Here is a 16,722-nt window from a genome sequence, read left to right on the forward strand (position 1 = left end):
CGAGAGCGTTTGGTTGAAGTGGAAACTTCCTGAATGTGACAACGACCGTTGATTGACGACTAATGTCGGTGAGCGATCGTGCACAGGCTTTCCAGGGAAGGAAGAAATTGCATGGTGGTTGAGATGCAATTTTGTTTCTGTTGAGGTATCAACGGGCGCAAAGTGAATGGACGCAATCGGGGGAATCCCTTCGCTTCTGAACATAAAGTGTGCAGCAGGATAATTTCCGGCAGCTCATGAAAAACTGAAGGAAGGAGTACAGCGTCCCATGATGGACAATGCAGTCAATGAGATTCAGGATATAAATCTCAGCTATCTTTTACTGGCTCAGCGTTTGCTGAAAGATGATTACCCCACCGCACTTTTCCGGCTGAAACTCGACGAGCCCCTGGCCAAAGTGCTGGTTTCTCTCACCGCCAAGCAGTTAACCAAGCTTGCGCGCTCCAATCAATTCCTGTTTCGGTTGAACCTGGATGATGCTGGCCAGTTGGAACAGCTCATGAACAATAAACGGGCTGGAGATCTGGGTCATATTCACACCGCTTTGTTAATGACGTCGATGGCGAGTTGAGACCGGATTATGTCTGAGAAAAGTCTGCTGAACGAAATGCAGCAGGTCCAACTTGCCATAGAACTCATCGAATTGAACGCGCGGCTGCAGGTCCTAGAGTCTGAAACGGATCTGAGTCGAGGTAGATTGATTCGCCTGTACAAAGAAGTCCGGGGAATGTCGCCGCCCAAAGGCATGCTGCCTTTTTCCACAGACTGGTTCACCACCTGGCTGCCCAATATCCACGCATCCCTTTTTTACGGTATCTATTTACGCCTTACCGAAGCTCAGGGCTGCGAGCGCATGGAGGGGTTTATCAAGGCTTATCGGCTGTATATGGAGTTGGCCGACACCGATGGAGAGGAGCCCGTTCTGGGGTTGACCCGAGCCTGGACGCTGGTCCGCTTTTTTGAGAGCGGTCTGTTTGAGCTTTCTGCCTGTACGAGCTGCAACGGAAAGTTTGTAAATCACGCCCATACGCCCAGCCAGAATTACGTATGTGGTATCTGCCAGCCGCCGTCCCGCGCGGGTAAAACCCGCAAGCGTCGCACTGCAGAGAATACGTCAGCTGAGGCTGTCAAAGAGCACTTGGGGTAGACAGTTTACTGTCTGGCCTCCTGCCGCAATACTGAGGTGTCGCACTTTTTCGCAGCAGGTCCTGCGCCCTGACGAGCTCCCCGTCAAACCTCAAGTTCTCGCTTCCCCGGTCGATAAAGGAGTAAATAATCCGAAAATCGGCGTGAAGCAGTTCGGGTTTGCTAACCGGACAATACATCACTGACTATACTGAAGTAGTCAGTAATATTGTCCGGTGAAGAACCGGCTGCCAGTAAAAACTGGGGAAGCCGCTCTATGAGGTATGCTAGGTTCAGTCTGATCGGGACAATGCTGGTATTGGTGTTTCCACAGACGTCTGGAGAAGCGGAAACAACCGCCAGAGCTTCAGCGTCTGCCAGAATCACGCTCAACCTTCCTGTCAGAGTTTCGCTTCAGTCTGGAGATGCTGGTGAAAGTGACCACCTCTGTCTCCATCGTATGCCCTCCCATCCCTACCACCTTTACGTTCGAGATATTACCCAGCTTCCCAGTGCTGATTCGCATTCAGTGGGTAAGCCCGGGAAGTATTGTGTTCCTGTTTCATCTACCGGGGTGGGTAAGCTGGTCTTCATTGTGGCGGAGTGATGCCCAGAGTGGCCCCGGAGGAAATGGGGCGATAGAATGTAGCCTTTGCCGCTTCATCTATTGCATACCCATGAAAAGAATAGCGACTGTATTATTGTGCCTTCTCGCTCAGCCCGCGCTGGCCGCCATGTCTCTGGACAAAATCATTGTCTATCTCCATGACCTGCCGAATTCCCGGGAAGATATTGTTGTGTCCAATCCGGATCAGGAAACCCTGTATCTGCAAACAGAGATCTATCGGGTTGAAAATGCCGGGTTACCGAATGAGGAACGCATCCGAGTAGTCAATCCCGATGAGTTCAAGCTGTTGATCAGCCCTTCCCGGGCAGTGATTCCCGCGGGCGCTGAAAAACGTTTCAGGTTGATGTCACTGGATCGAGACCTTGAAAAAGAGCAGGTGTATCGCGTTACCTTCAAGCCTGTCGTCGGTGAGCTGAAGTCGGAGAAAAATGCGCTGAAAATTCTGGTGGCTTACCAGGTTTTGATCTTCGTTCAGCCTCAGGATGGCGATTACCAACTGTCTCTGGAGCGGCAGGGAGCACAACTGTCATTGGCCAATCGGGGTAATATCAATGTTGAAGTGGTTGAGATGGAATATTGCCGGGCGCAGGAATGTAGGCCCATGACTACGCGAGGCCGCATATACGCGGAAGCACGTTTGCTGATAGAAGATGAGTGGGCAGATGACCTTTCCGGCGGTGTTCTTCGGTTGCGGGCACGAGGTCGGGAAATGGAAACCATCGAGATCCCTCTCTAACAAACAGTTAATCTGCCCGGTTACTCCGTCGCTACCGTCAGAGTGAGAATATCCTGGTAGCGGGCATCCCGCGGATCGCCCATTTCGCTGCGCTGAACTTCTATCTGAATCTTCATATTTTCCTGACCTCCGCAATTCTCCTGATTGGCACCTGGCCACTTACGCGCAACTTCCCCTTCCCTGAGGTTCCTTGGTCTGCGGGCGCTCCCGAGATGCTCGACCTGGACGGAATAGGGGATGATGTCGTCCGTGATGGTTTCCCCGCGCAGCCAGAACGCGTTGTCGCCATTCTGGCTGTCACCGCGGATATTGAACTCAGCACTATCCGTAGTGAACACACAGAATGTTTGCTCCGCGGAAATGTCGCCAGTACCGCTGCCGTCGAGCTCCATGTCTTCCAGGCCGCTGATCTTGATCAGGGTGTCCGGGTTCAAGCCCACCTGAAAACGGACCGGTTGCGCGAGCAGCGCCGGCGCACCATCGTCGCCGGGTGCATTCTTGCACAGCGGTTGGTAGTCCCACCATTCGCACTGATACACATAAAGATCGAAGTTGCCACTGTAGCTATCGGAGACCAGGCTTTCTCCCGGAGCGAGAGACACGCGAAGCGATACGGGGCCGGCGAGGTAATCCCTGACACCGGGATAAAGTGTGTCGGTTTCCTGGCCGGGGGTGAGTGTCTCCGCAGGTCGGGCTGGGTGCACAAATTCAAGGGTGACCTTCAAGGTGTCGCCGCTGCTACCAGTCAGATAGAGGTAGCCATTCTCAGTCGGCCCATCGACTTCGACACTGTATCGGCCGTATCGATCGATTTGGCAGGGGTTAGTGTAATACCAGGACCAGCAACTACGGATAAAAAAATCGATGCTGCCGAGATCCTGGCTGCCGGGTTCAAACTGGAGCGAGTGAACATTCTTTTCGTCACACACGCCCAGCCCGCGGTCTGCATTCAGATCCTGGCTGTTTACATCCGGCACGCCAGGTACACATCCGAGGGTGTTGCCGGAGTAACTGCGTTGTGCTGAGGCCTCGGAAATAGGCAGCAGAACCAGTAACGTCACAGATAAGATGAGGCGAAACAGTGACATATCAGATCACCCTCCTGGTCTGGCAGCGTAGTTGTCTGACTCCGCGGCACACTTTTGGGAGTCAAGTTCGACTACGCCCAGATTAAGCCAGTGTTCGCCGGCGCTCTGCGTGGGCAAAGGTATTCTGCAATTGCCCCAGATTACGGGTGGAGATTGCAGCCTGCCGGGTTTTACCGGCATCTCCATCTGAAACACCCCGAATTCATCGGTCACTGTACTGTGCTCCCCAATAGAGATACGGGTTTCAGCCAGTGGAACACCGTCTTTCACCAGACGCCCGAGCACCAGCACAATGCTTTCAACGGCATAGGTGGTAGTGGCCACATTTCCAGGGTAAAGCGTGACGGTCTGTTGTGACTCGCGGTAGTCGAAGAAGCCATCAGCCAAAGGTTTCAGCGTGAGATCGTAGCTGCCAAACGCTGGCAGGTGTACTACCGAACGCTCACCGGCAACAGCGGTACCGCGCCGTACACCATCTACCAGAATTTCAAAGGGTTGTGCTTTGCCGCCATCGATACCCACAACCACGGCACTGTCCAGCGCGGTATCACCTCCCCAGGCGAAAGTGTTTTCAGCGCTCAGGATGCTGGTGTTGAAATTACCCAGATAGTTGACGGACCTGAAGTCATCGCCGTCGCGATAGGCTACGGTTGTGCTCGCGCGCCCTCGTCTTCCGGAAAGCCTGAGCTGGCCGCCCAGGTAGGTCCCGAAATCATTGACTTCTCCGGAGAGCTGCTGGTCTACGCGCAGCGTACTCGACGGGTCGTTGTGCCAATTGGTGGTGAATGCTGCGCGCGTACCGGCAGCGCCGGTTCCATGTCCACTCTGTATTCTGGCGCTGTGGCTGCGCTGATGCCCATTAAAGCGGAACTCGAAGCTGGCAAGAGTAAGGTGTTCACCGTCCGCGATATTGTGCGTCAGGGTAAAATCTCCAAGCCAGTGAGCGTTGCGAAAAATACTGCGGCGAACCTCCAGTGTTGATAACTTCTGAGCGGCACTGGTTTGCAAGTTTGGCAAGTACTCCCCTGGCAACACGTAAAACTGGTTGTCTCTCTCGGTATGTCGCAAAGCATAGCGCCAACCCAGCGCATTCCCGCTAAGGGCGATGTTTCTCTGGCGGTAACCCGAACCGAGCAGGGAGAAATCTTCAACAGTATTTTCCGTTGGTGCGTCGAGTCGGGCTTCAGAGGCGCTTAACGTAATATCTGAAATTCGGGCCAGTGCCGTTATGCGGTAACCGTTGCGCCCGTCGCGGGTATGGACCAGGCTCGGTGCAAACTCCAGGTGTGTGCCCACCCAACGGCTGCCCAGCTCCAGCAGTTGCTCATCGCCCGCTGTGGCGAAATTGCTGAACAGACTTGCGTTGTCATACAGACGTCGCGCGACGCCTATCTGCGCCATATAGTCATCCAGCGCCTCCGGCAATGTCTCTCCATCGCGAGTGCCAACCGGTTTTCCCGCCTGAATTGCCCAGCGCCACTCTCCCGGCGCTGGCAGGCGGGCGTCTTTGGCGAAGAACTGGCGATATTTTCCGAGTGGCCGCCCGTTCTCATCAAAGGTAAGAATCTCTACCTCATATCCGCCACTGGGCATGGTTGATGTATCGAGGAGCTGATTGCCCGCTTCTAGCAATTGCGAGTGAACCAAACGCTCGTCCCGCCGCACTTCCACGCGCCCACGCACCGGCATATTTACCTCCAGCGGAGCGCCCTGGGTGTAGCGCTGATCGGTGCGGCTGTTGGTGGAGCTGCGATATTCGAGCCCATAAAGCTGAGGGGAAAGCGCAAAACCGCCGATATTATTTTCCGGATAGATCAGCCCCGCGGACCAGGCTTGGCCACGGTAATCGTGATTCCAGTACAGCTGATAAACTTGTGAGCGGTCATCAGTAACCGCCCATTGGCTGTGTAGGCCATGTTCCCCATTGCTTACAAGGGTATTGCCAAGTAATGCTGCACTGTGTGCGTCATCTCCCGTTTCGCTGCGCACGCCCGACCAGGTGCCGGAAAGGTTCTGGATGAATGAAAACCCGGTGCTGGATTCTGGAAGAAAGGGATCGGAGATTGAGGACTGCTTCGGTAGCAAGTCGGGCGCCAGAAACAGGTCAACGCGGAAGCGGGATTCATCAAAGATCACGCCTACGTCTTCGTATTCCCCTGGAGACAGGTATCCGCAGCCGGACTGGCTGGCCGAGCGGCAGACTTTGCGCGTGTTACGGGGGAGTGGCCGGGAAAGTGCGGTGTGAACCCTCTCTGGTGCGAGCGTGTGCGGCAGCAGCGGAAGCAATGCCCGCGGCATCTCGAACTCGACATAGGCGGGATCTACCATGGCCGTTGCCGTGCCTGCCATACGGCCACCGTAGTACACGTCCACCACGAGGTGGCGGGCTTCCGAGAGGTCTTCAAAACCGGCGGGAGTACCGGTCTCTAGAGTGAAAGCCGTCGCGGCTGCACGGGCAACTCCTGGTGCGAGCAAGGTCGGTGTCAGCAATCCTATTGCTATTGCGCGCTTCATTATTGTGAGGAGAGATACCGTTGCCCGCGACCTGAGCACAGTCGCGGGCTGAAGGGTCAGATGGCGCTAACAGTAACGGTCAGCGTGTCTGAAAAGGATTGCTCGCTGGTGTTCTGCCAGTCATCGGCGTCAACAGCGATGAATATGCTCGCATTTTCTTCGCCGTCGGTCAGGCAGTCGCTGACGGTTGCATTGCGATTGTGGCGGATGTCGGCGCCCAGGGTGCCGTCATCGAGTACATCGGCACCGGTCTCATCGGTGATGTTGTTGGCGAACTGGACCGCGTAGGGTACGGAGTCGGTGGCGCCTTTCAGGGCAAATGGCATTTCGGGGGTGCCATTGCCGCTGCTGAAAGCAATGCTGTAATCAGGGAAGCCATAGCCGCCGACGCAGATGTCTTCCTTACCGCTGGCGCCGTTGGCTGGATCGACGGTCAGCTCGAGATCGTCAAACTGGTTGACGATGATGTAAGGCGCCAGATTCATCGTGATAATAAAGTTACCTGAAGAATCATTCGCTGTTGCAGCATCGGGGTTTTGAGCTGCAGTTGCGCCAAAAGTCGCGGCCGCAGTGGCAATGGCCAGTAGAGAGCGAAGTGCATATTTTTTCATAGTGATATCCCTGAATCCCGAAGTGTTGTTTTATGGGGATGCTCGTACTTTGAGCGAGCCTATGGCGTCGGCTACCACGAATTGGTGGATTTCCCTCCAGTTCTGTCGACTTGGAGGCGATGATACATATTATGTGAATTGAGTCACGGAAATTTACAAATAACTTTATATTAGAGAATGGTTAGTCTTTCCTGTCAGTTAGGACAGGTTTTGAGGTCACTTTATAGACTTCACTGTGCGGCCCGGTAGCAGGGCGATATAATGCCGCGCCTTGACGATCAGCCCCTTGATCCAAAATTAACCAATCCAGGCGAATCATGACCGTAAGAACCCGTATCGCTCCTTCCCCCACCGGGGACCCCCACGTAGGTACCGCCTACATCGCCCTGTTCAACCAGTGCTTTGCCCAGGCCCAGGGTGGCCAGTTTGTGCTGCGTATTGAAGATACCGACCAGCAGCGCAGCACCCCGGAATCCGAGCAGGCCATTCTCGACAGCCTGCGTTGGCTGGGGTTGGACTGGCAGGAAGGCCCGGATGTGGGCGGCCCCCACGGCCCGTACCGCCAGAGCGAGCGCGGCGACATCTATAAGAAGTATTGTGACGAGCTGGTTGCCAAAGGCCACGCGTTCCACTGCTACCGCACCGCGGAAGAGCTGGACCAGCTGCGCGCACAGCTGCAGGAATCCGGCAAAGCGACCCTCAAGCCCAGCGATCTGGCACTGCCGGAAGAAGAGGTAGCCAAACGCAAGGCGGCCGGTGAGCCCTACGTGGTCCGCATGAATGTGCCGGAAAGCGGTACCTGTGTGGTGGAAGACCTGCTGCGCGGCGCCATCGAGATTGACTGGGCCCAGGTAGACGCCCAGATTCTGCTCAAGTCCGACGGCATGCCCACCTACCACCTCGCCAACGTGGTGGACGACCACCTGATGGAGATCACCCACGTACTGCGCGGCGAGGAGTGGATCAACTCCGCGCCCAAACACAAGCTGCTGTACGAATACTTCGGCTGGGACATGCCGGTGCTGTGCCACCTGCCGCTGTTGCGCAACCCGGACAAGACCAAACTGTCCAAGCGCAAAAACCCCACCTCCATCCTTTATTACAAGCGCGCCGGCTTTATGCCCGAAGCGCTGCTGAACTACCTCGGCCGTATGGGCTGGTCCATGCCGGACGAGAGCGAGAAGTTCACGCTGGAGGAAATGCTCAAGCACTTCGACATCCAGCGCGTCTCCCTCGGCGGCCCGGTGTTCGATGTGGAAAAACTGAGCTGGCTCAACGGCCTGTGGATCCGTGAGCAGGACGACGAGCAACTGGCCGACCGCCTGCAACAGTGGCTGTTGAACCGCGAGAACCTGCTCAAAGTCCTGCCCCATGCCAAGGGCCGTATGGAAACCTTTGGCGACTTCGCACCGCTGGTCAGCTTCCTCGCCGCCGGTAAACTGCCGCTGACCGAAGACAGCTTTGCCAGCAACAAGCTGGAACTGGACGACCAGAAAAAGCTGCTGCAATTTGCCCTGTGGCGCCTGGAAGCCCTGCGCAGCTGGAGCAAAGACAACATCTTTGCTGCCATGAAAGAGCTGTCCACGCAGATGGAGATCAAACTCAAAGACTTCAATGCGCCGCTGTTCGTCGCCATCAGCGGCACCACCGCATCCTTCTCGGTCATGGATGCCATGGAACTCCTGGGCCCGGATCTCAGCCGTGCCCGCCTGCGTCAGGCCATCGACACACTGGGCGGTGCCGGCAAGAAGGTATTGAAGCGCTGGGATAAGGAATACGCCTCTCTGGGCTGAAGTCACACTTGTTGTTCCGGGGCGGCGCAATTCCCGCATCATCCCGGCGAAGGCCGGGATCCAGGTTCCTCTAAGCCGGATTCCTGCACCGGGTCAAGCCCGCATGACGACATGGGGGCGACAAAGAAAATGGTCCGGAATAGAAAGAGCCGAACGTCCGCGAGCAACAAATCAACGCCACTCCCCGTTCGGAGTGGCATTTTTTTTGCCTGTACATTTGTTGAGCCGCTTCGGTTAGAGTGCAACGGAAAAGCTGCGAGATCGGTATTTTTAGGCCTGCTGGTGTGACAGGCATCTCTTTTAATGGTTAGAATCCCGCCAAACTGAGGTTTAACGGACTAACCGAGAAGTATTTCAGATAAGACGGAAAAAGAATGAACACAGTAAAAAAAGCGGTCATCCCCGTGGCGGGTCTGGGCACGCGCATGTTGCCGGCCACCAAGGCTATCCCCAAAGAGATGCTGCCTATCGTCGACAAACCCCTGATTCAATACGTAGTCAGTGAAGCGGTTGCCGCGGGCATCAAGGAAATCGTACTGGTGACCCACGCCAGTAAAAACGCCATCGAAAACCACTTCGACACCTCCTTCGAACTGGAAGCGCAGCTGGAAAATCGCCTCAAGCGCCAATTGCTGGACGAAGTGCGCTCCATCGTCCCCAAAGACGTGACTGTAATCTCGGTACGCCAGGCAGAGGCGAAAGGTCTTGGTCACGCCATCGCCTGTGCCCGCCCGGTAGTGGGAGACAATCCTTTTGCCGTGCTGCTGCCGGATGTACTGGTCGACCAATACGCGTCTGATCTCACCACCACCAACCTCGCTGCCATGGTGCGCAACTTTGAGCAGACCAAAGCCAGCCAGATCATGGTGGAATCCGTGGACTGGGCGGAAGTCAGCAAGTATGGCGTGGTGGACTGCCTTGGGGCAGACCTGAAAGTGGGTGGTGTAGCCAAAATCGACGGCATGGTAGAAAAGCCGGACGTAGATTCCGCGCCCTCCAACATGGCCGTCGTCGGCCGCTACGTACTGCCTGCAGAAATCTGGAGCCTGCTGGAAAGAACCGCCCCCGGTGCCGGTGGCGAAATCCAGCTCACCGACGCCATCGACGAGCTGCTCAAAATCCGGACCGTGGACGCCTACCGCATCGTCGGTCACAGCCACGACTGTGGCAACAAACTTGGCTATATGAAAGCTCAGTTCGAATACGGCTTGCATCACGAGGATGTGGGCGAAGGTCTGCAGAAGTTTCTTGCCGGCCAGAAGCAGCGGGTCGAAGAAGTCGCCTGATTGCGACCGTCGCCCCGGCCTCGACCCGGGGCCCAGCTGGCCCGGAACCATGCGCAACCACTCCTCCGCCAGTGGGCAGCTCGGCCAATTGACCGGCTGTCCAAAACAGGATGCTAACTATTTGATTAAAAAGTTGTTTTTTCTTGTTGACAGGAACCGGGGCACTGTTAAAATGCGCCCCGCTTTCAAGGGAAAGCAACCCAATTTGGGGCCTTAGCTCAGCTGGGAGAGCGCAACACTGGCAGTGTTGAGGTCAGCGGTTCGATCCCGCTAGGCTCCACCAAATCAAAAGGCCGCATCCGAGAGGATGCGGCCTTTTTTGTGGTTCGACCAATCCAGTAAGTGAGGCTCCAGTTGGGAGGGCGAATGAAGTCGGGACAAACGTCGCGCAAAGGAATTATTCTGGCTGGCGGCTCTGGTACGCGGTTATACCCGCTGACAAAAGGCGTCAGCAAGCAGCTGATGGCGGTGTACGACAAACCCATGATTTACTACCCGCTTACCACGCTGATGATGGCCGGTATTCGGGACATTCTGGTTATCACCAACCCGGATGAGCAGCCGCTGTTCCAGAAACTGCTGGAAGATGGCAGCCAATGGGGCATCAATATTTCCTACGCGGTGCAGCCCGCCCCGGGTGGGGTGGCCCAGGCATTTCTGATTGGTCGTGAACATGTTGGCAATAACCCCAGTGCGTTGGTATTGGGAGACAACATCTATTACGCGGAACGTTTCAATGAAGTGCTGAAGAGTGCGGATCAACGAGCAGAGGGTGCCACCGTGTTTGGTTATCATGTCGCCGATCCGCGCGCTTATGGCGTGGCGGAGTTTGATCGAACAGGCAAGGTAATCAGCATCGAAGAGAAGCCCACCGAGCCCAAATCCAACTACGCCGTAACGGGCCTGTATTTTTACGATGATCAGGTATGTGACCTGGCAAAAGAACTGAAGCCCAGCCACCGTGGTGAACTGGAAATCACCGACCTCAACCGCATGTATTTAGAGCGGGACAAACTGAATGTCGAGCTAATGGGCCGTGGCTCCGCGTGGCTGGATACGGGCACCCACGATAACTTGTTGGAGGCCGCCCAGTTTGTACAGACTATCGAGCGCCGCCAGGGCCTGAAAGTGGCGTGCCCGGAGGAAGTCGCCTTCCGCAAGGGCTTTATCGATGCCGAAATGTTGGAACAGCAGGCCCAGCCTCTGATGAAAAGTGGTTATGGCGAATACCTCATGCTATTGATCGCCGAGTCCCAGCGCGATCACCGGTTCGCACGTTGATATGAAAGTAATAGAAACCAGAATTCCCGATGTAAAAATCATCGAACCCAAAATCTTCGGTGACGAGCGCGGCTTTTTCCTGGAAACCTTTCGTCAGGATTTCTTCAATCGCGAGTGCGCCGAGCGCACCTTCGTGCAGGATAACCACAGCAAATCCGGCCAGGGGATTCTTCGCGGTCTGCATTATCAGACACAGAGTACCCAAGGCAAACTAGTGCGCGTCACCGCCGGTGAAGTGTTCGACGTCGCCGTAGATTTGCGAAAAAGCTCCCCCACATTCGGTCAGTGGGTGGGGGTGTTATTGAACGACGACAACATGCGTCAACTCTGGATCCCGGAAGGTTTTGCCCACGGCTTCTATGTCACCAGCGACTCTGCCGAGTTTGTCTACAAATGCACCGACTACTATGCCCCGGAGCATGAGCATTCCCTACGCTGGGACGATCCGGATCTCGGCATCCAATGGCCTCTGGTCAACGGTGAGCAACCAAAGCTCTCCACCAAAGACGCCGAAGGCAAACTCCTCAAAGACGCCGTCACCTTCGGCTAACCCGGGACCGCGGAGCTCCAGCTCCTCAACAAGGACGTAGGGTGGATAAGCGCAGCGCATCCACCAATAGCGACAAGCGAGACATGAAAGTACTAATCACCGGTAAAAACGGTCAACTAGGCCAGCAGCTACAAAAGCAAGCCTCCTCTGGCATAACGGTTATCGCCCATGGCCGGGAAACCTTGAATATCACAGACAAGGACCAGGTTTTTACCGTACTCAAACAGGCGCAGCCGGACGTCGTCATCAACGCCGCAGCCTACACCGCCGTAGATAAAGCAGAATCCGATACAGAGCAGGCCCACCTGATCAACGCCCGCGGCCCGGAAAACCTGGCCCTCGCCTGTCGCGAACTGGGGGGCCGCCTGATCCACGTCTCTACCGATTTCGTCTTCGGCGGAGAGCAGTCCCACCCGTACCGGCCGGGTGATGCCCGACAGCCACTGGGCGTATACGGCCAGAGCAAGACGCGTGGTGAGGAAGCCGTGGAGGCAATCCTGCCGGAGGCGATGATCGTCCGCACGGCCTGGGTTTACGGCCGCGAAGGCAGTAACTTTGCAAACACCATGCTGCGCCTGATGAACGAGCGCGACCAACTCGGCGTAGTTGCAGACCAGATCGGAACCCCCACCTGGGCAGGCACGCTTGCACAGAGTATTTATGCACTGGCACAAAATCCGGAAGCAAAAGGCATCTACCACTGCACCGACGCCGGTGCCGCCAGTTGGTACGACTTCGCTGTTGCCATTTACGAGGAAGGTAAAGCTGCAGGCCTGATCCCCGAAGAAAAATCGGTACAGATCAACCCCATCGCGACCGCTGACTTCCCAACCCCCGCGAAGCGCCCGTCCTACAGCGTGCTGGACAAAAACCGACTGGCAAAAGCAATAGGTGCAACCCCAAAACACTGGCGCCAAGTCCTGAGGAGCGTTCTCTCCTCGTCATCCCGGGCTTGACCCGGGATTCAGAAAAACGGAGCACCGTCATTCCGGCGCAGGCCGGAATCCAGATCAACGGAAGTACAAAAATGAGTAACCTGCTAGTAACCGGCGGCGCCGGCTTCATCGGTGCCAACTTCGTCCACTACTGGATGAAAACTTATCCACAGGACAAGGTAGTCGTGCTGGATGCACTGACTTACGCCGGCAACAAAGCCAGCCTGGAACCGGTAGCGAATAACCCCAACTTTGTATTCAGTCACGGCAATATCTGTGACACCCAGCTAGTGGAAACCCTGCTCAAAGAGCACCACATCGATACCTTGGTACACTTTGCCGCAGAGAGTCACGTAGACCGCTCCATCACCGGTCCCGATGCCTTTATTGAAACCAATATCATCGGCACCCACAGCCTGCTTAAAGCGGCAAAAAAGGTCTGGCTGGATGAAGGGCTGAATAAAGAAAATCACCGTTTCCACCACGTCTCTACTGACGAGGTGTACGGCACGCTCGAGCCCAACGATCCCGCCTTCAGCGAGAGCACCCCGTATGCGCCCAACAGCCCGTACTCTGCCAGTAAGGCCGCGTCCGACCATCTGGTTCGCGCTTACCATCACACCTATGGATTGAGGATCACCACCAGCAATTGTTCCAACAATTACGGGCCCTATCACTTCCCGGAAAAGTTGATCCCGCTGGTAATTACCAACATCCTGCAAGACAAGCCGTTGCCCATTTATGGCGATGGCCAGCAGATCCGTGACTGGCTCTACGTAGAAGACCACGCGCGTGGCATTGACCTGGTGATCAAAAAGGGGCGCCTGGGCGAGTGCTACAACATTGGCGGCATCAATGAGTGGGCAAATATCGATATCGTGAAGCTAATCTGTGAGCAGATGGATAACGCTTTCGCCGATAATTTGTCATTGGCAGCGCGATTTCCAAGAGCCCGCAAGGCCAGAGAGGGACGCTCAGCGGAGTTGATCACCTTCGTTACGGATCGATCTGGGCACGACCGTCGTTATGCTATCGACCCCGCGAAATCCCGCAATGAGCTCGGGTATGAGCCCTCGGAATCTTTCTCCACCGGAATCGAAAAAACTATCCGGTGGTACCTGGAAGGAGAATCCTGGTGGTCTTCGTTAATTTCTCGCGTTTGATTCCGGTTAAAAAATAGTCGCTAGAAAATTCGGGTGGTTGTGCGTGACAAAACGACGCAAATCTCTACAGGCTGTAATGGATTGTAATGAAATGGCAGGTGCGTTTAGTCCTCTGTTCTTGTACAATTTTGCGCCTATCGCGCGGAACCCTGTCACAGTTTCTGGGGTGTGGTGTGAGGGCGCGAAATACCTCTTGACAGAAGCTTTCCCGAAGCCCAGAGCATCCTGAGGGATGACTGCGGCAATTCCACAGTGATAAGAATCTGAACGGTCAAAATGCATCCAACCATTCAACGCAGTCCCTGGCAGATCCAGCGCGATGTCATCCGTGCGCTAATGATCCGCGAGATGAAGACCCGCTTTGGCAAGTGGCGTCTTGGTTATGCGTGGGTGCTGCTGGAGCCTGCGATGCATATTCTGTTGCTGGTTGCGATATTTAGTTTTCTTGGCCGTGAATTTTATCCCGGTATCCCTACGGCCCTGTTTATGCTGGGCGGGATCGCTCCTTTTCTGTTTTTCAATCACTGCTTTTCCAAAGGGCTTGCGGCGGTCTCCGCCAATCGCGGACTGTTCAATTACCGCCAGTTACGCCCGTTTGATGCTGTTATTTCCCGGGTGCTGCTGGAGTTCGTTATTTATATCGGCAGTCTTGCCATATTCTGGTTTGGCTTTCGCTGGTTTGATATTTCCGCGCCGTTCAACAACTTCTTGCTGCTGGTAGCTGCAAATCTGGCATTTCTCGGCTTTGGCTTGGGGTTGGCCCTGACATTGTGCGTAATTGGTGAGCGCTACCCTGAGGTAGCCAAGTTTGCCCCGGTTATTCAGCGTCCTATGTACTTCCTCTCCGGCGTGTTCTTCTCTCTCGAGCAACTGCCGGAAGAGTTTCACCCGTATCTGAGCTGGAACCCGGTTTTGCATATGATTGAGCTAACGCGCAGTGGACTCTTTGCCGGCTATCACGGCAAGTTTGCCAACTTGAATTATCTGGCAATGAGCGCCTTGGTAACTTTGGCCTTCGGTTTACTGGTGTATCGCGCGCAGTGGCGAGATTTGGTGCGCAGCCGATGATTGAATTGCGCGACCTCACCAAGTCCTTCCGTACCCCACATGGGCGAAAAACGCTGTTCCGGGATGTAAATGCCGTGTTCCCTGAGGGGAAAAACATCGGCATTCTCGGTCGCAATGGTGCCGGTAAGTCCACACTGCTGCGGATTATGGGCGGGATTGACTACCCGGATCGGGGGCGCGTGATTACCGATCAGCGCATCTCGTGGCCGATGGGCCTGTCCGGCGGTTTCCAGGGAAGTATGACCGGTCGCGAAAACGCCGCCTTCATCTGTGGTCTGCACGGAATGTGGGGCAGTGCGCGGAGGCAGGTTCTCGATCGAGTGCAGGACTTTGCTGAAATCGGTAACTATTTTGATGCGCCAGTGAAATCCTATTCTTCCGGCATGCGGTCGCGTCTGGCATTTGGCCTCAGCATCGCCGTGGATTTTGACTGGTATCTGGTGGACGAGGTGATGTCTGTAGGGGATGCACACTTCAAGCACAAGTGCCAGGAAGTGATCGCAGAAAAACGCAAAACGGCGAATTTTATTATCGTCGCACACAGTATGTCCACCTTACAGAAAAACTGCGATGTGGGAATTTACCTGGGTCCCCAGGGACTGGAGCTTTTTGACTCCATTGAGGGCGCCATTGATCTCTACCAGAGCAATATTCCCAAGAAAACAACAACCCAAAAAACGGCACTGGCCGTTAATTAAGAAGTCGAATGAGCAATAATCAGACAGTTCCGGCGTTGCCAGAAAGTAAGGGGAAACCCGAGCTAGCGGCTACGGCAGGCAATATAAAGAAGCGGGTTTTCAAGGCGGGTAACGGCCTTGTGAAGCGTGCGGGCCGGATGAACACGCTGACCGGTCTTCTGCTCGCTGTGGTGCTTCCATTTTTGATGGTTGCCGCATATTACGTGTTCTGGGTATCTGAACGGTATGTGAGTACCACCCAGCTGATCGTGAAAGAGAATGGCGCAGAACAGAATGTGGATGGAACGCTCGGGCTGCTGATGCCGGGTATTTCTGGTAATAGTCAGGATGCGTACCTGGTGGTCAACTATATCCAGTCACTGGATATGGCTCTGTACCTGAATGAACAGCTCGACCTTGTCGAATACTACAAAAGCGACAGCCACGATTACTTCTCCCGTTTGCCAGCGGATGCCTCGCAGGAAGATTACCTTGAGTTCTACCGGACGCATATCGGCGTTTCCTTTGATGAAGTGACCGGTATTGTCAGTATCGAGGCGCAGGCATTTGAGCCGGATTTTGCCCAGGAGCTGGTGGAGACCATCACCCGGAAGTCAGAGGATTTCGTCAATGCGGTAAGCAGGGAGCTGGCTGAAAAGCAGGTCAGTTTCGTTCGGAAGGAAATGGAGCGTGCGCAAGTCAAGCTGCGCACTGCAAAGCAGCAAATTCTCGACTTTCAGAACCAGAACAAGGTGGTCAGCCCGGAAGAATTGACCCGGGGTATCAGCAGTATTATTCAAGGCCTGGAGTCGCGCTTGTCCGAACAGAAAGCCAAGCTCTCAGCGTCGAAGACCTACCTCAATGCGAATTCCTCCCAGGTCGTATCCATCCAAACAGAAATAGCCGCGCTGGAGCACCAGATCGAGCAGGAAAAGGCCCGTATAGTCGGTATTTCCGGGGATCAGAGTGGCGTGCGCCTGAACAGCCTGAGTGCCAACTTCCAGAACCTGGAACTGGATCTGCAGTTTGCCATGGATGCCTATCAAACCGCTTTGAAAGCACTTGAAACCGCGCGTATGGAGGCCTCTAGCAGATTGAAGCACCTGATTGTGGTGTCCCGCCCATCGCTGGCGGAAGAGGCACGCTTCCCGGAAAAAATTTACAACCTGGTCAGTTTGTTAGTGGTACTTCTGCTTATTTATGGGGTCATTCGCATGATGATAGCGAGCATCCGGGACCACAGGATTTAAAGACCTTGCGTCGCAAC

Annotated in this window: 15 protein-coding genes and 1 tRNA gene; 13 read left to right on the forward strand and 3 right to left on the reverse strand. The window is 55.1% G+C overall.

The features are described 5' to 3' along the window. Nucleotides 1-268: 268 nt before the first annotated feature. From flhD to LPW13_RS02060, 3 genes are all read left to right on the forward strand, one after another. Nucleotides 269-571, forward strand: coding sequence for a flagellar transcriptional regulator FlhD (flhD, locus tag LPW13_RS02050; RefSeq protein ID WP_230437789.1), 303 nt, complete (start codon nucleotides 269-271; stop codon nucleotides 569-571). 9 nt (nucleotides 572-580) lie between these two features. Then, entirely contained in the window at nucleotides 581-1,147 is a 567-nt protein-coding gene (gene flhC, locus LPW13_RS02055; protein ID WP_230437790.1) for a flagellar transcriptional regulator FlhC, read from the forward strand. Nucleotides 1,148-1,802: 655 nt separating this feature from the next. Next, nucleotides 1,803-2,489, forward strand: a complete 687-nt coding sequence (locus tag LPW13_RS02060) for a fimbrial biogenesis chaperone (protein ID WP_452308205.1) — start codon at nucleotides 1,803-1,805, stop codon at nucleotides 2,487-2,489. A 20-nt stretch (nucleotides 2,490-2,509) separates the two neighbouring features. Here the strand turns inward: LPW13_RS02060 and LPW13_RS02065 are convergent, their stop codons facing one another. The 3 genes from LPW13_RS02065 to LPW13_RS02075 form a co-directional block, all read right to left on the reverse strand. Continuing rightward, complete coding sequence (locus LPW13_RS02065; protein ID WP_230437792.1) at nucleotides 2,510-3,577, reverse strand: hypothetical protein; 1,068 nt, start codon at nucleotides 3,575-3,577, stop codon at nucleotides 2,510-2,512. 6 nt (nucleotides 3,578-3,583) lie between these two features. After that, complete coding sequence (locus LPW13_RS02070; RefSeq protein ID WP_230437793.1) at nucleotides 3,584-6,067, reverse strand: TcfC E-set like domain-containing protein; 2,484 nt, start codon at nucleotides 6,065-6,067, stop codon at nucleotides 3,584-3,586. 80 nt (nucleotides 6,068-6,147) lie between these two features. After that, on the reverse strand, nucleotides 6,148-6,702 hold the full coding sequence (locus LPW13_RS02075; protein WP_230437794.1) for a hypothetical protein: 555 nt from the start codon (nucleotides 6,700-6,702) through the stop codon (nucleotides 6,148-6,150). A gap of 317 nt (nucleotides 6,703-7,019) precedes the next feature. On the opposite strand from LPW13_RS02075, the gene gltX reads away from it, so the two are divergent. The 10 genes from gltX (at nucleotide 7,020) to LPW13_RS02125 (ending at nucleotide 16,705) form a co-directional block, all read left to right on the forward strand. Further along, nucleotides 7,020-8,495 carry a glutamate--tRNA ligase gene (gene gltX, locus LPW13_RS02080; RefSeq protein ID WP_230437795.1) on the forward strand — a complete coding sequence of 492 codons (1,476 nt, stop codon included), beginning with the start codon at nucleotides 7,020-7,022 and terminating at the stop codon, nucleotides 8,493-8,495. A 374-nt stretch (nucleotides 8,496-8,869) separates the two neighbouring features. Next, on the forward strand, nucleotides 8,870-9,781 hold the full coding sequence (gene galU / locus LPW13_RS02085) for a UTP--glucose-1-phosphate uridylyltransferase GalU (RefSeq protein WP_230437796.1): 912 nt from the start codon (nucleotides 8,870-8,872) through the stop codon (nucleotides 9,779-9,781). A gap of 207 nt (nucleotides 9,782-9,988) precedes the next feature. Then, nucleotides 9,989-10,064, forward strand: a tRNA-Ala gene (locus LPW13_RS02090). A gap of 83 nt (nucleotides 10,065-10,147) precedes the next feature. Next, on the forward strand, nucleotides 10,148-11,062 hold the full coding sequence (gene rfbA / locus LPW13_RS02095) for a glucose-1-phosphate thymidylyltransferase RfbA (protein ID WP_230437797.1): 915 nt from the start codon (nucleotides 10,148-10,150) through the stop codon (nucleotides 11,060-11,062). Between the two features lies 1 nt (nucleotide 11,063). Continuing rightward, nucleotides 11,064-11,612 (forward strand): dTDP-4-dehydrorhamnose 3,5-epimerase, encoded by a 549-nt coding sequence (gene rfbC, locus LPW13_RS02100; protein ID WP_230437798.1) that lies wholly within the window; start codon nucleotides 11,064-11,066, stop codon nucleotides 11,610-11,612. A gap of 41 nt (nucleotides 11,613-11,653) precedes the next feature. Beyond that, the gene (gene rfbD, locus LPW13_RS02105; protein ID WP_230437799.1) at nucleotides 11,654-12,568 is read left to right on the forward strand and encodes a dTDP-4-dehydrorhamnose reductase; all 915 of its coding nucleotides are present in this window, start codon (nucleotides 11,654-11,656) and stop codon (nucleotides 12,566-12,568) included. A gap of 71 nt (nucleotides 12,569-12,639) precedes the next feature. Then, nucleotides 12,640-13,710, forward strand: a complete 1,071-nt coding sequence (gene rfbB / locus LPW13_RS02110; RefSeq protein WP_230437800.1) for a dTDP-glucose 4,6-dehydratase — start codon at nucleotides 12,640-12,642, stop codon at nucleotides 13,708-13,710. Nucleotides 13,711-13,986: 276 nt separating this feature from the next. Further along, nucleotides 13,987-14,778 (forward strand): ABC transporter permease, encoded by a 792-nt coding sequence (locus LPW13_RS02115; RefSeq protein WP_230437801.1) that lies wholly within the window; start codon nucleotides 13,987-13,989, stop codon nucleotides 14,776-14,778. Then, nucleotides 14,775-15,476 carry an ABC transporter ATP-binding protein gene (locus LPW13_RS02120; protein ID WP_230437802.1) on the forward strand — a complete coding sequence of 234 codons (702 nt, stop codon included), beginning with the start codon at nucleotides 14,775-14,777 and terminating at the stop codon, nucleotides 15,474-15,476. The genes LPW13_RS02115 and LPW13_RS02120 overlap by 4 nt, the downstream gene beginning before the upstream one ends. Before the next feature lie 8 nt (nucleotides 15,477-15,484). Then, nucleotides 15,485-16,705, forward strand: a complete 1,221-nt coding sequence (locus LPW13_RS02125) for a hypothetical protein (RefSeq protein ID WP_230437803.1) — start codon at nucleotides 15,485-15,487, stop codon at nucleotides 16,703-16,705. The last annotated feature ends 17 nt before the right edge of the window (nucleotides 16,706-16,722 follow it).

The sequence above is a fragment of the Microbulbifer celer genome, from assembly GCF_020991125.1.
Taxonomy (GTDB): Bacteria; Pseudomonadota; Gammaproteobacteria; order Pseudomonadales; family Cellvibrionaceae; genus Microbulbifer; species Microbulbifer celer.

Excerpts from the sequence above, each read along its gene's own strand:
- flhD (WP_230437789.1), top strand. The coding sequence starts at position 269 with ATGATGGACAATGCAGTCAATGAGATTCAGGATATAAATCTCAGCTAT.
- flhC (WP_230437790.1), top strand. The coding sequence starts at position 581 with ATGTCTGAGAAAAGTCTGCTGAACGAAATGCAGCAGGTCCAACTTGCC.
- LPW13_RS02060 (WP_452308205.1), top strand. The coding sequence starts at position 1,803 with ATGAAAAGAATAGCGACTGTATTATTGTGCCTTCTCGCTCAGCCCGCG.
- LPW13_RS02065 (WP_230437792.1), bottom strand. The coding sequence starts at position 3,577 with ATGTCACTGTTTCGCCTCATCTTATCTGTGACGTTACTGGTTCTGCTG.
- LPW13_RS02075 (WP_230437794.1), bottom strand. The coding sequence starts at position 6,702 with ATGAAAAAATATGCACTTCGCTCTCTACTGGCCATTGCCACTGCGGCC.
- gltX (WP_230437795.1), top strand. The coding sequence starts at position 7,020 with ATGACCGTAAGAACCCGTATCGCTCCTTCCCCCACCGGGGACCCCCAC.
- galU (WP_230437796.1), top strand. The coding sequence starts at position 8,870 with ATGAACACAGTAAAAAAAGCGGTCATCCCCGTGGCGGGTCTGGGCACG.
- rfbA (WP_230437797.1), top strand. The coding sequence starts at position 10,148 with ATGAAGTCGGGACAAACGTCGCGCAAAGGAATTATTCTGGCTGGCGGC.
- rfbC (WP_230437798.1), top strand. The coding sequence starts at position 11,064 with ATGAAAGTAATAGAAACCAGAATTCCCGATGTAAAAATCATCGAACCC.
- rfbB (WP_230437800.1), top strand. The coding sequence starts at position 12,640 with ATGAGTAACCTGCTAGTAACCGGCGGCGCCGGCTTCATCGGTGCCAAC.
- LPW13_RS02115 (WP_230437801.1), top strand. The coding sequence starts at position 13,987 with ATGCATCCAACCATTCAACGCAGTCCCTGGCAGATCCAGCGCGATGTC.
- LPW13_RS02120 (WP_230437802.1), top strand. The coding sequence starts at position 14,775 with ATGATTGAATTGCGCGACCTCACCAAGTCCTTCCGTACCCCACATGGG.
- LPW13_RS02125 (WP_230437803.1), top strand. The coding sequence starts at position 15,485 with ATGAGCAATAATCAGACAGTTCCGGCGTTGCCAGAAAGTAAGGGGAAA.